Here is an 18,840-nt window from a genome sequence, read left to right on the forward strand (position 1 = left end):
GGTCATGCCTCCAGGTCCTTGATGAGGTCGGCGACCAGTTCGGCTTCCCGCTGGGCGAGGTAGAAGTGGTCGCCCGGGTAGGTGCGCAGGGCGAAGTCGGCCGTGCGGGTCAGCTCGGCCCAGGCCAGTACGTCGTCGCGGTCGCAGCCCGGGTCGTCGGTGCCGAGATGCGCGGTGATCGGGGCGCGCGTCGGGCGGGGCGGGGACGCGGGCCGGTAGTTCTCGATGAGGCGGTAGTCGGCGCGCAGGGCCGGCAGCAGCAGCTCGCGCAGCTCCGGGATGTCGTAGACCTCGGAGCCGAACGAGCCCAGCCTCCGTACGCCGGTGACGAGTTCGTCGTCGCCGCGCAGGTGCAGTCCGGTGGGGCGGGCGCGGTGCGGGGCGGAGCGGGCCGACACGAACAGCCGCCGGGGTACGACACCGTGCCGCTCCTCCAGCCGGAGCGCGGTCTCGTAGGCGACCGAGGACCCCATGCTGTGCCCGAACAGGGCGAGGGGCCGGTCCAGGAGGGGCAGCAGCGCGGCGGTGACGGCGTCGGCGAGCGTGGCCATGTCCTCGACACAGGGTTCGGCGAGCCGCTCCTGCCGGCCCGGGTAGCGGACGGCGACCAGCTCGACGTCGTCGGGAAGGTGGGCGGGCCAGGTGTGGAAGAGCTGCGCGTTGCCGCCGGCGTGGGGGAAACACACGAGGCGGGCGCGGGGGGCGCTCCTCGGGGGGTGGCGGCGCAGCCAGGGGTTCTCGCGTTCAGTCGTCGGAGTCCTTGTCGGTTGCGTCATCCGTCAGCTCTCCCTTCAGATCCGGTGCCAGTGCGGCGAGCAGGGCCAGTGCGGCCATCGCGACGGCGATCGTGCGTACGGTGGGCAGGGCGCCCCAGGCGGCGAGGAGCAGGCCACCGGCGAAGGAGCCGGCGGCGTTGGTGCCGGAGCCGACCAGGCCCGCGGCGGCGGCCACCCGGCCCTGGAGGGCGTCCGGCGTGGTGCGGACCTGGTAGACGGCGGCGGCCACGTTGAAGACCGCGCCGACGAAACCGGTCCCCGCGTACAGGGCGCCCAGGGCCACCGGGCTGCCGGTGAGCCCCATCGCCCCGATCAGCAGGGCCCAGGACACCGCGCCGGCGATGAGCAGCGTGCGCTGCCCTCGGATCCGGCGCTGGATCCGGCCCCCCGCCAGCGCCCCGCACAGCCCGCCGACACCGCCGATGCCGACCACGACGGCGAGGGTCTGCGAGGGCAGCCCGGCCTCCTTGATCCTGAGGACCAGGGCGAGCGCGAGCATCTGGAACAGCACGTTGGTGGCGGCGACGTATCCGAGGGCGGCCCGCAGGAAGCGCTGCCGCCACAGCCACCGCAGGCCCTCGGCGACCTCACCGGCGAGCCGGCCCGGGTCTGCCGCGGCGGACCGCTCCTCCTGGAAGGGCTTGCGGATCAGCAGCAGGCTCGCCGCCGAGACCAGGTAGCCCACCGCGCCGAAAGCGAAGGGAAGCGCGCGGCCCGCCGACTGGAGCAGTACCCCGGTGGGCTGGCCCACCAGGCCGGCCGCCCTTCCCCTCGCCTCGTTCTGGGCGAGGGCGGCCGGGAGCTGGGAGGCCGGGACCAGGTTGCGTACGGCACCGCGTTCGGCGAGCCGGTAGAACACGGCGAGGGACGCCTCCGTGAAGGCCACGGCCGCCAGGTGCGCCACCGACAGCCGGCCCGCCGCGAGGGACAGCGCCACGCTGCCGACCGCCACGATCCGGCCCGCCTCGCAGCCCAGCATCACCCGCCGCCGGTCCCACCGGTCCACGACCGCCCCGGCCGGCAGCTGCACCAGCAGCAGCGGCAGCAGCGCGGCCGTGGACACCACCGACATGGCCAGCGGCGACCCGGTGTGCCACAGCACGATCAGCGGATACGCGACCGAGGTGACCCGGGTCGCCAGGAACGACAGGCTCGCCCCCGACCACAGCAGCAGGAAGTCGCGGTTGCGGCGCAGCGGCGGATCCGCCCGCGCGGCATCGGCGGCCTCGGTCAGCGTCATGTCCTGCACCACTCCAGGACCGCCATCGCGCTGTGCATCTTGTTCTCGGCCTGGTCGAAGGCGATGCTCGCGGGGCCGTCCAGGACCTCCGCGGTGACCTCGTCGCCGCGGTGTGCCGGCAGGTCGTGCATGAACACCGCCTTGGGGCTGCCCTCCCACAGCGCCGAGGTCACCTGGAACGGCGCGAACACCGCACGCCAGTCCGGGTCGGGCTTGCTGGTGCCGGTGGTCTGCCAGCGGGTGGTGTACACGACGTCGACGTCGGCCGGCAGGTCCGCCATGTCGTGCCGCTCACGGAACACCGAGCCGTACCGGACGGCCTGCTCGGCGGCGCGCTCGCGGAAGGAGGCGGCCAGGCCGTATCCCGGCGGGGTGCGCAGCTCCAGCTCGGCGCCGGGGAACCGGGTCAGCGCGAGCGCCAGCGCCGACGCGGTGTTGTTGCCCTCGCCGACGTAGAGCACCCGCAGTCCCTCGATCCGGCCGAACCGCCCGCGCAGGGTGGTCAGATCGGTGAGCGCCTGGGTGGGGTGCTCGTCGGCGGACATCGCGTTGACGACGGCCATCCGCTCCTGGCCGGCCCAGGCACGCATCTCGGCGGGATCGCCCGCGGTGCGCGCGACCAGCACGTCGAGCATCCGGGACATCACCCGTCCGGTGTCCTCGCTGGTCTCCCCGGTGTTGAGCTGGAGGTCGCCCGGGCCGTACGTGACGAGCTGCGCGCCGAGCCGTAGCGCGCCGCTGGAGAAGGCGGTGCGGGTGCGGGTGGAGGTCTTGCTGAAGTAGACGCCCACCACGTCCCCCGCGAGCGGGGCCGGGCGGCCCGCGGTGCCTGCCGAGAAGGCGGCGCCGCGTTCGACGAGGGCGTACAGGTCGGCGTCGGTGACGTCGTCGATGGAGATCAGATGCCGTACGGATGTCACGGAGGGCCTCCTGGTGGCAGTGGTGGGAGACGGGCCGCGGGTCATGCCCGCTCCTCGTCGGTGACGACCGGGGCGAGGACTGCCGGAAGTTCGTCAAAGTCGCCCGCGGAACGCCAGTCGGCGGCCAGTCGCCCTTGCCCGAACGTCCCGTCCTGGCGGCCCAGTTCGGCGGTGAGGTGCTTGACGACGGCCTTGCCGGAGTCGGCGTTGGTCAGCGCGACGAAGCCGGTCCCGGCGTGCAGGCGGCTGATCGCCATGTTCCAGTAGCCCGTGGGCTCGCCCCCGTGGCCGAACTCCAGGTCGTCGCCGCTGTCGTCGACGATCGTGCCCAGCCCGTAGAAGGTGCCGGTCTCGCCCGCCAGCAGCTCCCTGGCCAGGGCCTGCGGGAGGGGTGCGCCCGGTGCGCCGAGCAGTGCGTCGCGCACGGCGAGGGTGAACCGGGCGGCGTCGGCCGCCGTCGTCCACAGACCCGCCGCCGCGAGGTGGGCACGGCGGCGCCAGCCGCCCTTGAGGGGCGTGCCGTGGGCGTCGTGGCCGAGGGCCACGGGCAGGCCCGCGGTGTGCGGGTGGTCCTGGTCGAAGCTGGTGTCGGCGAGAGCGAGCGGATCCAGGACCAGACGCCGCATCAGCGGCTCGAAGGCCTCTTGGGTGACGTCCTCCAGGACCTGCTGGAGCACCCAGTAGTGGGTGCTGCTCTTACGGAACACCTCACCGGGCGGGAGTTCGCGCCGCACCCTCGGCGTGGTCACCGGCGGCCTGCCCTCCAGCAGGTCCAGAAGTGTGGGCAGCTCCTCGCCGGGCCGGAAGCCGACGCTGCGGTGCCGGGCGAGCCCGGCGCGGTGCCCGAGCAACTGCCGTACGGTGACCGGCCCCTGGGCCTGCGGGTCGTCGGCGAGCCGCCAGCCGGTGAGGTACGTCGAGATGTCCGCGTCGAGGTCGAGGACACCCTCGTCCACCAGCCGCAGGACGCCCAGCGCGGTCACGTGCTTGCTGATCGAGCCGACCTGGAAGAGGGTCCGGGCGGAGACGGGCACGTCACCGTCCGCGGCGAGCACCCCGTGCCCCTCGACCGCCACGACCTTGCCATCGCGGATGACGGCGAGGGCGACACCGGGGACATGGTGGTCGGCCATGACGGCGTCGATGCCTTCGACGACGGGAGCCCGCGGTGCGAGCAGCGCGGCGACCTCGGCGGCCGCCTCACCGCCGGCCCGGGCGAGCAGGCGGGACAGCAACTCGGCAGGCACCTCGACCGTGGCGGGAGCCTCGGCCCCCGGAGCCTCCTCGACCACCGGAACGTCCTCGGCCGCCGGAGCCTCCACAGCGGCCGAAGCCGTGCCCTGCATGTCCTCGTCCACCGCCGCCGCCAGCTCGATCAACGTGTCGTGCTGGTACATCCGGTAGATCGAGATGGCGAGCCCTGCCGCGCGGGCCGCGGCCAGCACCTTGATCATCAGCAGGGAGTGGCCGCCGAGGTCGAAGAAGCGGTCGTGGACGCCGATCTGCTCGACGCCGAGGACCTCGCTCCAGATGGCCGCGAGAGCCTTCTCGGTCGGGGTGCGCGGCGGCACGTGGTCGGTGCCCGTGCGCAGGTCGCCCCGGTCGGGGGCGGGCAGGGCGCGCCGGTCGACCTTGCCGTTGGCGTTCAGCGGCATGGCGTCCAGGGCGATGAAGGCCGCGGGGACCATGTAGTCGGGCAGCCGCAGCGCGCAGTGCGCGGCGAGGTCCTCCGGGGACGACCCGGTGCCGGTCCAGTACGCCACCAGCCGCCGGTCCCCCGGCACCGGCTCGTGCACGGAGACGAATGCCTCCCGCACCTCCGGATGTCCGGTCAGCACCGTCTGGATCTCGCCGAGTTCGATCCGGTAGCCGCGGATCTTGACCTGGTCGTCGATCCGCCCGAGGAACTCGACGTTCCCGTCGGGCAGTCGGCGCACCAGGTCGCCGGTCCGGTACAGCCGCGCCCCCGGCTCGAGACCGTACGGGTCCGGCAGGAACCGCTCCGCCGTCAGGTCCGGCCGGCCCGCGTACCCACGGGCCACACCCGTCCCGCCGACGTACAGCTCCCCGGCCACCCCGACCGGCACCGGCCGCATCGACGAGTCCAGCACGTACACCCGCATGTTCGGCAGCGGGCGCCCGATCGGGACGACCTCGCGGCCGACCGGTCCGGTGACCGGGAAGACCGTGGAGCCGACGGAAGCCTCCGTGGGGCCGTACTCGTTGATCAGGCGGCCGGGTCCGAGGATGTCCAGCGAACGGTCCGCGGTGGTCCCCGGCAGGGCCTCGCCCGCGACGACCGTCACCGCGGCGAGCTCGTCCGCCTGCTCGGTGGTGAGCTGTTCGGCGAGCAGATCGAGATGGCCCGGGGTCAGCTTGACGAAGCTGTAGGGAGCTCCTGCCAGCAGCGCACGGCCCAGTTCCGCCGGAGCGGTGTCCTGCGCGACCGTGAAGACCCGCTGGCCGGTGACCAGGGGACCCCACAGGTTGGGGACGATCAGGTCGAAGGCGACCGAGGAGAACATCGGCGCGCCGCCGGTGCCTCGGGAGGCCAGTTCACGGGCCGCCCAGGCGACATGGTTGACCAGGCCCCGGTGCGCCACCTCGACGCCCTTGGGGACACCGGTCGAGCCGGAGGTGAAGATGACGTAGGCCAGCGCGTCGAGGTCGTCGCGGCGGTCCGGGGCCACCACCGGCCGGCCCGCGCCGGCCGTCGAGGCGAACAGCACGTCCGTACCGTCGAACCGGTCCGCGTACGCCTCCGAGGTCACCGCCACCCGCGCCCCCGACGTCCGCACGATGGCGGCGACCCGCTCGGCGGGGTAGGACGGGTCGACCGGCACGTACGCGCCGCCCGCCTTCCACACCGCGAGCAGGGCGGCGATCAGGTCGGGGCCCCGGTCCAGCTGGATCGCCACCCGGGCCTCGGCGTCGATCCCCCGGGCCCGCAGGGCGTGCGCCAACTGGTTCGCCCGGGCGTCGAGTTCGGCGTACGAAAGGGTCTCGGCGCCCAGGGTGACGGCGGGCGCGTCCGGGACACGGGCCGCTTGGACCTCGAAGAGCTGGAGGACGGAGGCGGTCTCGGCCTCGTGGGACGTGTCGTTCCACTCGACGAGCTGGCGGTGGAGTTCGTCCTCGGGCAGCGGGACCGCGCGGGCGTCGCCGGACGGGTCCTTGGTCATCGCGTCCAGGACGGCCGTGTACAGCGCGGTCAGCCGGTCCGCGTGGGCGCGGGACAGGGCGTGGGTGTGGGTGGTCATCAGGAGGTACCCGGAGACCGCCGACACCGCCAGGTCGAACTCGGTGGCGCCCTCGCCGGAGCTGGCCTCCAGGTCGACGCGGTCGGTGTCGACGTGGTCGAAGTCCTGGTAGCTGAAGCGGACGTCGAGCAGGCGCTCCACGCCGGCGTCGTGCTGGATCGCCGGCATCGGGTAGCGGCGGTGCTCCCACATGCCGGCCTCATGGGCGAAGACCTCGCGGACGAGCTCCTCCCAGGTGCGGTCGCGGTCGGCGTCGAAGGCGAACGGCAGGGTGTTGAGGTACATGCCGTAGACCCGGTCGGCGCCCGGCGCCTCGGGGCGGGCGCTGAAGACCAGCCCGGAGTGGAAGCGGTCCTCCTCGGTGAGCAGGCTCAGGACCTTGAGGTGGGCGGCGAGCAGCACGCTCTTGATCGAGACGCGGGCCCGGGCGGCAAGGGCGCGCAGCCCGGCGTCGAAGGGCTTCAGCGCGACCGCGACCCGGTAGCGCTCGCGCTCGGCGGAGCGGTCGCCGGCCCAGCCCGACGGCAGGGAGAGGCGGGCGTACCCGCCGGTGACGCCCTGCCAGTGGTCGCGGTCGGTCTCCGAGTCCAGCGACCGCAGTTCGGCGGCGACGAAGTCCGCGTACCGCACCTGCGGCGCCGCCACCGCGGTCGCCCGCCCGGCGCCGTCGCGGACGCGCCGGTACTCGTCGAGCAGCTCCATCAGCAGCGCGCGGTGGCTCCAGCCCTCGGTGATGGCGTGGCAGACGGTCAGTCCGAGCCGCCAGCCGTCGTCCTCGACGTGCGCGGTCATGCGCAGCAGCGGGGCCCGCTCCAGGTCGAAGAGGTCGGCGCGCTCGGCGGCGACGAAGGCCGCGACCGTGGCACCGGCCGCGGAGGCGTCCAGGCCCCGCAGGTCGTGGACGGCGACCGGGATCTCCGCGTCCGCGTGCACCACCTGGAGCGGCTGGGAGTACCCGTCGAGGTGGAAGGAGGTGCGCAGCATCTCGTGCCGGGCGGCGACCGTGACGGCGGCGGCGCGCAGGGCGTCGGCGGAGAACGCCGCGGACTCGGTGATCCTGAACGACGACACGTTGTGGTACGCGTGCCGGTCGTCCGCCAGCATCTCCAGGACCATGCCGAGCTGCACCTGGGTGAGCGGATAGGCGTCCACCGCGTCGGCCGGCAGCGCGGCCCGGTCCCCGTCGCCGATCAGCGCGAACCGCTCGACGGGCACGTCGACCTCGGTGCGCGCGGGGCGCCCGGTGAGGAACTCGGCGAGCTCGGCGACCGTGCGGTGCTCGAAGACGTCCCGCACTCCGATGTCGAACCCGGCCGAGCGCAGCGCTCCGACCAGGGCGACGGCCCGGATGGAGTGCCCGCCGATCTCGAAGAACCCGTCCTCGACACCGACCCGTTCGAGGCCGAGCACCTGCGCCCAGACCTCGGCGATGCGCTCCTCGGTCACCGTGCGCGGGGCGACATACCCGTCGTCGGCGGCCTCGGCGGCGTCGGGGGCGGGCAGGGCACGCCGGTCGACCTTGCCGTTGGCGTTGAGGGGCAGCGCCTCCACGGGGATCAGGGCGGCCGGGAGCATGTACGCGGGCAGCCGGTCGGCCAGCTGCGCCCGTACCGCGTCGGGGGCGGCCTCGGCCGGCGCGTAGTACGCGGCGAGCTCACCGTCGTACGTCGTCACGAACGCCTCGCGGACGGCGGGGTGCTCGGTGAGGACGGCCTGGATCTCGCCGAGTTCGATCCGGTAGCCGCGGATCTTGACCTGGTCGTCGATCCGCCCGAGGAACTCGACGTTCCCGTCGGGCAGTCGGCGCACCAGGTCGCCGGTCCGGTACAGGCGGCCGTCGCCGAAGGGGTCCGGCAGGAACCGCTCCGCCGTCAGGTCCGGCCGGCCCGCGTACCCACGGGCCACACCCGTCCCGCCGACGTACAGCTCCCCGGCCACCCCGACCGGCACCGGCCGCATCGACGAGTCCAGCACGTACACCCGCATGTTCGGCAGCGGGCGCCCGATCGGCAGGACGTCGAGGTCGGAGGCGTCCGGGACCGGGAAGACCGTCGATCCGACGGACGCCTCGGTGGGCCCGTACTCGTTGATCAGTCGTGTCCCGGGGGCGAGGGCCCGCCAGCGTTCCAGGGTGGCCCGGGTGAAGGCCTCGCCCGCCACCACCAGGACCGGGGCCAGTGCGGCCGCCTGCTCGGCGGTGAGCTGCTGGGCCAGCACGTCCAGGTGCCCCGGCGTCAGCTTGACGAAGCTGAACGGGCCCGCGGCGACGAGGTGTTCGCCCAGGTCGGCCATGTCGACGTCCTGGCCAAGCGTGTGGACCGCCTGGCCGGTGACCAGCGGCGCCCACAGGTTGGGGACGACCAGGTCGAAGGCGACCGAGGAGAACAGCGGGGCGCCGCCGGTGCCTTGGGAGGCCAGTTCACGGGCCGCCCAGGCGACATGGTTGACCAGGCCCCGGTGCGGCACCTCGACGCCCTTGGGGACACCGGTCGAGCCGGAGGTGAAGATGACGTAGGCGAGTGTGTCCAGGTCGTCCCGGCGGGCGGGAGCCAGCACCGGCAGCCCCGTGAGGTCCGGCAGTCCGGTGAGCGTGGCCACCGCGGCGGACGCCTCGCGCATCGCGGCCATCCGGGCGGCCGGGTAGGACGGGTCCACCGGCACATAGGCGCCGCCCGCCTTCCACACCGCGAGCAGCGCGGTCAGCAGGTCGGGGCCGCGGTCCAGCTGGACGAGGACACGGGACTCGGCCGTGACGCCCCGCTCACGCAGGACGTGCGCCAACTGGTTCGCGCGCCGGTCGAGTTCGTCGTACGACAGCGAGCCACCGGCGTGCCGGACAGCCGTCGCCCGCGGAGTGCGCGCCGCCTGTGCCTCGAAGAGCCGGAGGACGGAGGCGGTCTCGGCCTCGTGGGCGGTGTCGTTCCACTCGACGAGCTGGCGCTCACGCTCGCCCTCCGGGAGGAAGGTGGCGCGGGCGTCGCCCTCCGGATCGGCGGCCATGGCCTGAAGGACCTGGCGCAGCATCTGTGCGAGGCGGTCCGTGCCGGTGCGGCTCAGGGCGCGTGGGGAGGCGGTCAGGACGAGGTGGCCGACACGGGCGGAGACGCCGAGCGGGAACTCGGTGGGGCTGTCGTCGATGCTGGCCAGGTAGTCGACCTGGGCGCGGTCGACCTGGTCGAAGTCGTGGTAGCTGAACCGCATGTCGATCAGCCGTTCGCCGTCGGCGAGTTCACGCTGGATGACCGGCATCGGATAGGTGCGGTGCGGCCACAGCTCGACCTCGCGGGCGAACACGGAGGCCACCAGTTCGCGCCAGGTGCCGGCCGCCGTACGGTCGTGGGCGAAGGGCAGCGTGTTGAGGTGCATGCCGTAGACGCGGTCGGCGCCCAGGACCTCGGGCCGGGCGTTGCAGACCAGGCCGGAGAAGAAGCGGTCCTCCTCGGTGAGCATGCCGAGCGTCTTGAGGTGGGCCGCGTGCAGCACGCTCTTGAGGGAGGCGCCGGCCCTGGCGGCCAGGGCGCGCAGGCGGTCCTCCAGGTCGTGGAAGGGGACCGGGACGCGGTACGGGGCGCCGGTGTCGTCCGGGGCACCGCGCCAGGAGGCGGGCACGGACAGACGGGCGTATCCGTCGACGACGGACTGCCAGTAGGCCCGGGAGTCCCCGGAGTCGAGGACCTCCAGTTCGGCGGCGACGAAGTCGGCGAAGCGCACGGCCGGGCGCTCCGGCTCCATGGCGTCGGCGCCGTCGACCAGACGGTCGTACTCCTGGAGCACCTCCATGAGCAGCGAGTGGTGGCTCCAGCCGTCGAGGATCGCGTGGCACTCGGTGTTGGTGATCCACCAGCTGCCGTCGCCGGCGGTGTGCGCGTACAGCCGCAGCAGCGGCGGGGCGGCCAGGTCGAACAGCCGGGCGCGCTCCTGCTCGGTGAACTCCCTGAGGGAGGCGGGGAGTTCGTCCTGGCCGAGGTGGGAGAGGTCACGGGCGCCGACCGGCATCTCGGCGCTGTCGTGGACCAGTTGGAGCGGGACCGAGTAGGTGGTGAGGTCGAAGGAGGTGCGCAGGACCTCGTGCCGGGCGACGACCCGCGCGGCGGCCGCACGCAGCGCGTCCAGGGAGAAGGGGCGCTCGTCGCGGATCCGGAAGGAGGTGACGTTGTGGTACGGGTGCTTGCCATCGTCGGTGAGCATCTCGACGACCATGCCGAGCTGCACCTGGGACAGCGGATAGGCGTCGGCCAGGCCGTCGGCCGGGAGCTTCGCCCGGTCCTCGGCGCCGATCAGTGCGTACGGCTCGACTGTGCGGTCGGCGTCGGCCGGGGCCGGGCGCCCGGTGACCAGTTCGGCGATCCGGGCGACCGTGCGGTGCTCGAAGACGTCCCGTACGGCGAGGTCGTAGCCGATCGCGCGCAGCCGTCCGACCAGGGTGACCGCGCGGATGGAGTGACCGCCCAGTTCGAAGAACCCGTCGTCCACACCGACCCGGTCGAGGCCCAGCACCTGCGCCCAGACCTCGGCGACGCGCTCCTCTGCGACCGTGCGCGGGGCGACGAAGGCGGCGCCGCCGAGGGCGTCCTGGCCGGGCGCGGGCAGGGCACGCTTGTCGAGCTTGCCGTTGGTGGTCAGCGGCAGCGCGTCCAGGATGACGAAGGCGGCCGGAACCATGTACTCGGGCAGCCGGGCGGCCAGGTGGGAGCGGAGTCCGCCGGGCTCGGGCGCGGTGTCCCCGGCCGGGGTCACCCACGCGACCAGCCGCTTGTCGCCGGGGGTGTCCTCGCGGACCAGGACGACCGCGTCCCGGATGTGCGGGTGGGCGGCCAGTGCGGTCTCGATCTCACCGAGTTCGATGCGGAAGCCGCGGATCTTGACCTGGTCGTCGATGCGGCCCAGGAACTCCAGGCTGCCGTCGGGCAGCCGGCGGGCCAGGTCGCCGCTCCGGTAGAGCCGGGAGCCGGGCGGGCCGTACGGGTCCGGGACGAACCGCTCGGCGGTCAGGCGCGGCCGGTTGAGGTAGCCGCGGGCGACACCGGGCCCTGCCACGTACATCTCGCCGGGCACCCCGACCGGGACCGGGCGGGCGTCGGCGTCCAGCAGGTAGACGCGGAGGTCGGCCAGCGGGTGACCGACGGGGTTGCCGGCCCGCGGGTCGAGGTCCGCCTCGGTGATGCGGTGGTAGGTGGTGTGGACGGTGGTCTCGGTGATCCCGTACATGTTGACCAGGGCCACCCGGTCAAGGCCGAACCGGTCGGCGAACGGCCGCAGTTCGGAGACCTCCAGCTTCTCGCCCGCGAAGACGACCGCGCGCAGGGACAGCTCGGCGTCGGTGTCCACGAGGGAACGGAACGCGGTCGGCGTCTGGTTGAGGACGGTGACCTTCTCCCGGACCAGCAGGTCCAGGAAGTCCTCCGGCGACCGCGTCACGGCCTGCGGTACGACGACCAGCCGGCCGCCGAACAGCAGCGCGCCCCACATCTCCCACACCGAGACGTCGAAGGCGTAGCTGTGGAAGAGCGGCCACACGTCGGTCTCGGCGAAGGCGTAGTGCTCGTGGCCGCGCTCCAGGAGGCGGGCGACGTTGGCGTGGGTGAGGGCGACACCCTTGGGGCGGCCGGTGGAGCCGGAGGTGTAGATCGTGTAGATCAGGTTCTCGGGGCTGCCCGGGACGCCGGGGTTCGTGTCGGGCAGGCCGTCCAGCGGGTCCCGGTCCAGGACCAGGAGGTCCACGTCGAAGAGGTGGGCGTGGTCCGAGGTGGTGACGACCACCGGGACCTGGGCGTCCTCGACGATGTACGCGAGGCGGTCGGCCGGGTTGGCCGGGTCCAGCGGGAGGTAGCCGGCTCCGGACTTGAGGATGCCGAGGAGGGCGGGGACCAGCTCGATGCCGCGTTCCAGACTCAGGCCGACGAGGGTCTCCGGGCCGACGCCCTTGGCGATCAGGGCGTGCGCGACGCGGTTGGCGCGGGCGTCGAGCTCGGCGTAGGTGAGGTGGGTGCCCTCGAAGGTCAGGGCCGTGCGGTGCGGGGTGCGGGCGGCCTGCTCCTCGAACAGCTCGTGCACGCGCCGGGTCGCCGGGGCCTGTTCCCGGGGCGGGCCGAGCAGCACGGCCCGCTCCTGCTCGCCCAGGATCTCCAGGGCGGACAGCGGGGCCTCGGGGGCGTCGGCGATCGCGTGCAGCAGCCGTACCAGGTGACCGGCGAGGCGCTCGATCGTCGTACGGTCGAACAGGGCTGTCGCGTACTCCAGTCGGCCGCCGAGCGTGCCGTCGGCGCCCTCGCGGACCTGGAGGTCGAGGTCGAACTTGGCGACCCGGCCCGAGCCGGCGAAGGGCTCCGCCCGGACGCCGGGCAGGTCGAAGGCGGCACCCCGGTCGCCGTGCAGGGTGAAGGCGACCTGGAACAGGGCGGTGCGGGAGAGGTCGCGTTCGGGGGCGAGGGCCTCGACGACCTGGGCGAAGGCCACGTCCTGGTGGTCGTAGGCGTCCAGGACCGTGGCGCGGGTGCGGGCCAGCAGACCGGTGAAGGACGGGTCGCCGCTGAGGTCGCCGCGCATGACGAGGCTGTTGATGCCGTAGCCGATGAGCTGCTGGAGCTCGGGGCGGCCACGGCCGGAGACCACGGTGCCCACCGCGATGTCGGTGCGGCCGGTGTGGCGGGCCAGCAGGGTCTGGTAGGCGGCCAGGAACAGCATGAACAGCGTGCTGTCCCGGTCGGCGGCGAGCTGCCGCAGGCGGGCGGCGAGGTGGTCGGGCACCTCGAAGGGGACCGCGTCGCCGGCGCCGTCGCGCACCGGCGGGCGGGGCCGGTCGGCGGGCAGCTCCAGCGGCGGCAGGCCGGCCAGCGCGGCCTTCCAGTGGTCGAGGTGACGGGTGACCACCTCCTCGGTCATCGTCGTGCGCTGCCAGGACGCGTAGTCGGCGTACTGCACGGCGAGCGGGGCCGGGGCGGCGCCCGCGTACAGCTCGCTGAGCTCCTGGCCGAAGACCTGCGTGGACCAGGCGTCGCAGGCGATGTGGTGGAAGACGACCGCGAGGACGTGCTCGTCGTTGCTCACGCGGACGAGCCGGCCGCGCACGGGCCAGTCACGGCCGAGGTCGAAGGTCCGGGCGAGGTCGGCCTCGACGAGGGCCCGCACCTCGGCGTCGTCGGCGGCCGTGGTGTGTGCCAGGGGCAGCGGGCGCGGCGGGTCGACGATCTGCACGGGCTCGTCGCCGGACAGCTCGTAGCGGGTGCGCAGGATCTCGTGCCGGTCGACGACGCCCTGCCAGGCCCGCTCCAGCGCCTCGGTGTCCAGGGCGCCGCGCAGCCGCAGCACCAGCGGCACCAGGTACTCCGGGCTGTCCGGCTCCAGCCTGCTGAGGAACCACATCTGCTGCTGCCCGTACGACAGCGGCAGCGCGGCCGTGCGGTCGGCGCGGGGTATCTCCGTGCGGCGCGGGGCTGCGGCACCGCGGCCCGCGAGACGGCGCCGCAGCAGCTCGGCGCGCAGCGCGTCGGCCTCGGTCCCCGAGCCGCCGTCGCCGCCCGCCACGACGGGCCTCTCCATTTCCCCGGTGCTCATACCTGCTGCTCCTCGGTGTGCGATGCGGTGTGGGGGCGGACGGTGGCGAGGGAGTGCGGCGCGGTGTCGGGGCCGGTCGCGGAGGTCGCCCCGGTCTCGTGCAGCAGCTCCGTGTCGGAGAGCGCCGCCACCTCGGCTGTCACGCGGTCCGTGACCGTCGTCGCCAGCTGGGCGATCGTCGGGCCCTCGAAGACCGTGCGGACGGCGAAGTCGATGCCGAACTCCTGCTGGATGCGGGAGATGAGCCGGATCGCGAGGATCGAGTTGCCACCGATGTGGAAGAAGTTGTCGTGCGCGGAGGCCTGTACGCCGAGCAGTTCGGTCCAGACCTCGGCGATCCGCTCCTCCACGGGCCCGCTCGGCGCCACGTGCGCCGGGCCGTCCTCGCGGCGGCCCGGTTCGGGCAGGGCCCGCCGGTCGACCTTGCCGTTGGCGTTGACCGGGACCGCGTCCAGGGCGGTGAAGGTCGCCGGGATCATGTACTCCGGCAGCCGGGCCGCGAGATGCGCGGCGAGGTCGGGCAGTTCGGCGCCGGGCGCGGCCGGGACGGCGTAGCAGGCCAGGGCCGGTTCGCCGCCCTCGGGGCGGTGGACGACCACCACGGCCTCCCGGATCTCGGGGTGCTCCTCCACCACGGCCCGGATCTCGCCGGGTTCGACGCGGTAGCCGCGGATCTTGACCTGGTCGTCGAGCCGGCCGAGGAAGGCCACGCTCCCGTCCGGCAGCCGGCGCACCAGGTCCCCGGTGCGGTAGAGACGGGCGCCCGGGGCACCGCCGTACGGATCGGGCACGAACCGCTCGGCCGTCAGCTCGGGCCGGCCGGCGTACCCGCGGGCCACGCCCGTCCCGCCGACGTACAGCTCGCCCGCGACACCGACCGGGACCGGGTCGAGGGACGGGTCGAGGACGTACATGGTCATGCCGGGCAGCGGGCGGCCGATGGGCAGGACGTCGGGGACCGGTTCGGCCTCGTCCTGCGGCACCGGGAAGACCGACGTGCCGACGGAGGCCTCGGTCGGGCCGTACTCGTTGAGGAGCAGCATGTCGGGGGCGAGCTCCCGCCAGCGCTCCAGCGCCGCCCGGGTGAACGGCTCGCCCGCCACCACCGTGAGCGGGGTCAGCGAGCCCGCCTGGGCCGGGGACAACTGGTGGGCCAGGATGTCGAGATGGCCCGGGGTCAGCTTGAGGAAGCTGAACGGGGCCGCCTCCGACAGCCGCTTGCCGAGCTCCGACATGTCCGTGTCCTGCGGCAGCAGGAACAGCCGCTGGCCGGTGACCAGGGGCGCCCACAGGTTGGGGACGACCAGGTCGAAGGCGACCGAGGAGAACAGCGCGGCACCGCCGTAGTCCCGCCCGGCCAGGTCCCGCGCGGCCCACGCCACATGGTTGGCGAGGCCCCGCTGGGTGACCTCGACCCCCTTGGGCACACCGGTCGAGCCGGAGGTGAAGATCACGTACGCGAGCCGGTCCGGGTCCCGGTCCCGCGCGGGCGCGGCCGCGGGCCGTACGGCGATCTCGGCGGCGTCGGTGTCGAGCCGCAGCACCCGCGGGACCTCCGCCCCGGTGAACCGCTGCTCGTACGCCGACGAGGTGACCGCCGTGCGCACCCCGGCCGCCCGGCACATCGCGGCGACGCGCTCCGCCGGGTAGGACGGGTCGACCGGCACATAGGCGCCGCCCGCCTTCCACACCGCGAGCAGGGTGGTGACCAGTTCGGGGCCGCGGTCGAGCAGGACGGCGACCCGGCGCTCGGCGCCCACGCACAGGGTGCGCAGCTGCTGGGCGAGACGGTTGGCGGCGGCGTCCAGCCCGCCGTAGGAGACGGTCCGTTCGCCGAAGGCGAGGGCGGTGCGCTCGGGGTGGGTGCGGGCCTGCTCCTCGAAGCGTTCGAGGACGGTGCGCTCGCCGGGCTCCCAGGCGGTGTCGTTCCAGCCGTCGAGGAGCTGCCGGCGCTCCTGCTCGCCGAGCAGGTCGAGGGCGCCGAGCGGGGTCTGCGGGTGGGCGGCGACCTGGTCGAGCAGGGTGAGGAAGTGGCCGGCCATGCGTTCGGCGGTGCTCCGGTCGAACAGCGAGGTGGCGTACTCCAGGACACCGTCCAGGGCGCCGCCCGGGGTCTGCCGCATGAACAGCGACAGGTCCGTCTTGGCGACCTGCCAGGCCTCGGTGAACGCGGCCAGGTCCGCGTCCTCGGTGACGACAGTGGTCACGCCCTCGCTGTGCAGGTCGAAGGCGACCTGGTAGAGCGGGGTGCGGGACAGGTCGCGCTCCGGCTGGAGCTCGTCGACCAGCCGCTCGAAGGGCAGTTCCTGGTGGACGAAGGCGGCGCGGGCCGCGTCCCTGACCCTGACCAGGGCCTCGGCGAAGCCCAGGTCGGGGGTCAGACCGCAGCGCACGACCAGGGAGTTGAGGAAGAAGCCGACCATGTGCTCGGTCTCGGGCCGGGTGCGACCCGCCACCGGGGTGCCGACCGGCACGTCCCAGCGGCCGCTGTAGCGGGCGGCCAGGGTGGCGTAGGCGGTCAGCAGCGTCATGAACGGCGTGGCCCCGTGCCGGCGGCCCAGCTCGGTCAGGGCGGCGGCGGTCCGCTCCGGTACCCGCAGCGGTACGACGCCTCCGCGCGGGTCGCGGACCGCCGGACGGGGCCGGTCGGCGGGCAGCTCCACCGGCTCGACGCCGTCAAGGGCGGCCCGCCAGTGCGCGAGCTCCGACTGGACGAACTCCTCGGTGAGCCGGGCGTGCTGCCAGGCCCCGTAGTCGGCGTACTGGAGCTCCAGGGCGGGCAGCTCGGGTGCGCGGCCTTCGGTGCGGGCCGCGCACAGCTCGCGCAGCTCCCGCTCCAGGACGACCGTCGACCAGCCGTCGCAGGTGATGTGGTGCAGGGTCAGCAGCAGCAGGTGGTCCTCGCCGGGCAGCCGCGCCAGCAGCGCCCGCCACAGCGGCCCTTCGGCGAGGTCGAACCCCTGGGCGAACTGCTCGGCGAACAGCGCGGGCACCTCGTCCCGGCCGGCGTCCACGACCCGCAGCCCGACCTCCGCGGTTCCCGGCGCGTCGATCACCTGCCGCACCTCACCGCCCTCGGCGGGATACCGGGTGCGCAGCGGCTCGTGCCGGTCGGCCAGCGCGTTGAGGGCGGCGGCCACGTCGGCCGGGTCGAGCCCGGCGGGCAGCCGCAGGAACAGGGGCGCGACCCATTCGGGGCTGCCGGGATGCATCCGGTCCAGGAACCACAGGCGGCGCTGGCCGGAGGAGAGGGGGAGAGGGCCGGTACGGGGGGTGGGTCGGAGCACGGATTCGACGGCGGCCGCCGGGACCGTTGCGAGCAGTCGGGCCTGCGCCTCCACCGTCGTCGCGCCGAACAGCCCCCGCAGGGAGATCTTCTCTCCGGAGGCCGCGCGCAACCGGGCGGCCAGCCGGGTCAGTTGCAGCGAGGTGCCGCCGAGCGCGAAGAAGTCGTCGAGCGCGCCCACCTGTTCGCGGCCCAGCAGCTCCGCCCAGACCCCGGCGACGAGCTCCTCCGCCGCGTCGCGCGGAGCGACGAACCCGGCCCGCGATGCGGCGGCGAGCTCGGCCGGCGTGGGCAGCGCGGCCCGGTCCGCCTTGCCGCTCGCCAGCAGCGGGAAGGCGTCCAGGACGTGGAAGAAGGACGGCACATGGCTCTCGGGCAGCCGTTCGGCGAGGAAGACCCGCAGCTCGGCGGAGCCGGGAGCGGGACCGTCGGTCGTCAGGTGCGCCGCGAGCCGCTTGCCGCCGTCCTCGCTCTCGTACGGCACCACGACGGCACCGGTCACCGAGGGGTGCGCGGCGAGGGCGGCCTCGATCTCACCGGGCTCGATGCGGACGCCGTTCACCTTGACCTGGTGGTCCAGGCGGCCGAGGTACTCCAGCGTGCGGTCGGCCCGCCAGCGCACCTGGTCCCCGGTGCGGTAGAGCCGGGCCCCGGGCTCGTACGGGTCGGGCACGAAGCGCTCGGCGGTCAGTTCGGGCCGGCCCGCGTACCCGCGGGCCACGCCGACGCCGCCGACGTACAGCTCACCGGGGACGCCGACCGGCACGGGCGTGCCCGACGGGTCGAGGACGAGCGCCTTCAGGCCGGGCAGGGGGCGCCCGATCGGGACCGGGCCGCTGGTCACGGCGGGGTCGGTGGCGAAGGCGGTGACGTCGATGGAGCATTCGGTGGGGCCGTAGGTGTTCCACACCTCCAGCTCCGCGCCCGCCAGTTCCCGTACCCGTGCGACGAGTTCGGCGTGCAGGGCTTCCCCGGCCGAGAACAGCAGACGCAGCGAGCCGCAGCCGCTCCAGTCGCCCTCCTCCACCAGCAGCCGCAGCACCGAGGGCACGACCTGGAGGACCGTGATCCCCTGCTCGGCGACGGCCCGCAGCAGCCCGGCCGGGTCGCGCTCGGCACCGGCCGGGGCGAGCACCACCGTGCCGCCGCTGACCAGCGGCGCGAAGATCTCCCAGCCGGCCGCGTCGAAGCCGATGGTGGTCTTCTGGAGCACCCGGTCACCGGCGCCCAGCGCATGCCGCCCGACCGTCCAGCCGACCCGGTTGGCGATGCCCGCGTGGGTCACGGCGACGGCCTTGGGTGTGCCGGTCGAGCCCGAGGTGAAGATGGCGTACGCGACACCGTCCGGGTCGGCGGCGGGCAACGGACGTGCGGGGTCGGGGAGTTCGGCGTCCGCGGCGGCGGGGTCGACGCGGCGGGCACCCGCCTCGGCCACCGGGTGCTCCAGCTCAGGGGCCGCGAGCACCAGGCCGGCCCCGGACTCACGGATCAGCGAGGTCAGCCGGGCCGTGGGCTGGTCCGGGTCGAGCGGCACATAGCCGGCGCCCGCCCGCCACACCCCCAGCAGCGCGACCACCAGTCCGACGCCGCGGGGCAGGCTCACCCCGACGAGCGTCTCGGGCCCCGCGCCCAGGTTCCCGAGGAGGCGGGCCATGCGAGCGGACGCGCGGTCCAGCTCCTCGTACGTCACCGCCCGCTCGCCGTCGGCGACGGCGACGGCGTGGGGCGTACGGAACGCCTGCTCGGCGAAGCGTTCCGGAAGCAGTTCGGCGTTCACGGCAACTCCTGTCACAGACCTGGGTGG

At 74.1% G+C, this 18,840-nt stretch carries 5 protein-coding genes; all 5 read right to left on the reverse strand.

All coding sequences use genetic code 11. The features are described 5' to 3' along the window. Positions 1-2: 2 nt before the first annotated feature. The 5 genes from RNB18_RS08320 to RNB18_RS08340 are packed head-to-tail and all read right to left on the reverse strand — an operon-like array spanning position 3 to position 18,813. The gene (locus RNB18_RS08320) at positions 3-776 is read right to left on the reverse strand and encodes a thioesterase II family protein (protein WP_311713481.1); all 774 of its coding nucleotides are present in this window, start codon (positions 774-776) and stop codon (positions 3-5) included. Then, positions 745-2,016: an MFS transporter gene (locus RNB18_RS08325; RefSeq protein ID WP_311713482.1), complete on the reverse strand. Its 1,272-nt coding sequence runs from the start codon at positions 2,014-2,016 to the stop codon at positions 745-747. The genes RNB18_RS08320 and RNB18_RS08325 overlap by 32 nt, the downstream gene beginning before the upstream one ends. Next, on the reverse strand, positions 2,013-2,981 hold the full coding sequence (locus RNB18_RS08330; RefSeq protein ID WP_311713483.1) for an ornithine carbamoyltransferase: 969 nt from the start codon (positions 2,979-2,981) through the stop codon (positions 2,013-2,015). The genes RNB18_RS08325 and RNB18_RS08330 overlap by 4 nt, the downstream gene beginning before the upstream one ends. Continuing rightward, positions 2,978-13,750 (reverse strand): non-ribosomal peptide synthetase, encoded by a 10,773-nt coding sequence (locus RNB18_RS08335; RefSeq protein WP_311713484.1) that lies wholly within the window; start codon positions 13,748-13,750, stop codon positions 2,978-2,980. The genes RNB18_RS08330 and RNB18_RS08335 overlap by 4 nt, the downstream gene beginning before the upstream one ends. Further along, positions 13,747-18,813 carry a non-ribosomal peptide synthetase gene (locus RNB18_RS08340; RefSeq protein WP_311713485.1) on the reverse strand — a complete coding sequence of 1,689 codons (5,067 nt, stop codon included), beginning with the start codon at positions 18,811-18,813 and terminating at the stop codon, positions 13,747-13,749. The genes RNB18_RS08335 and RNB18_RS08340 overlap by 4 nt, the downstream gene beginning before the upstream one ends. Positions 18,814-18,840 lie beyond the last annotated feature (27 nt).

The organism is Streptomyces doebereineriae, assembly GCF_031845645.1.
GTDB classification, from domain to species: Bacteria; Actinomycetota; Actinomycetes; order Streptomycetales; family Streptomycetaceae; genus Streptomyces; species Streptomyces canus.

Bases quoted from the DNA above. Each gene is read 5' to 3' on its own strand.
- RNB18_RS08320 (WP_311713481.1), bottom strand. From the start codon at position 776: ATGACGCAACCGACAAGGACTCCGACGACTGAACGCGAGAACCCCTGG.
- RNB18_RS08325 (WP_311713482.1), bottom strand. From the start codon at position 2,016: ATGACGCTGACCGAGGCCGCCGATGCCGCGCGGGCGGATCCGCCGCTG.
- RNB18_RS08330 (WP_311713483.1), bottom strand. From the start codon at position 2,981: ATGACCCGCGGCCCGTCTCCCACCACTGCCACCAGGAGGCCCTCCGTG.
- RNB18_RS08335 (WP_311713484.1), bottom strand. From the start codon at position 13,750: ATGAGCACCGGGGAAATGGAGAGGCCCGTCGTGGCGGGCGGCGACGGC.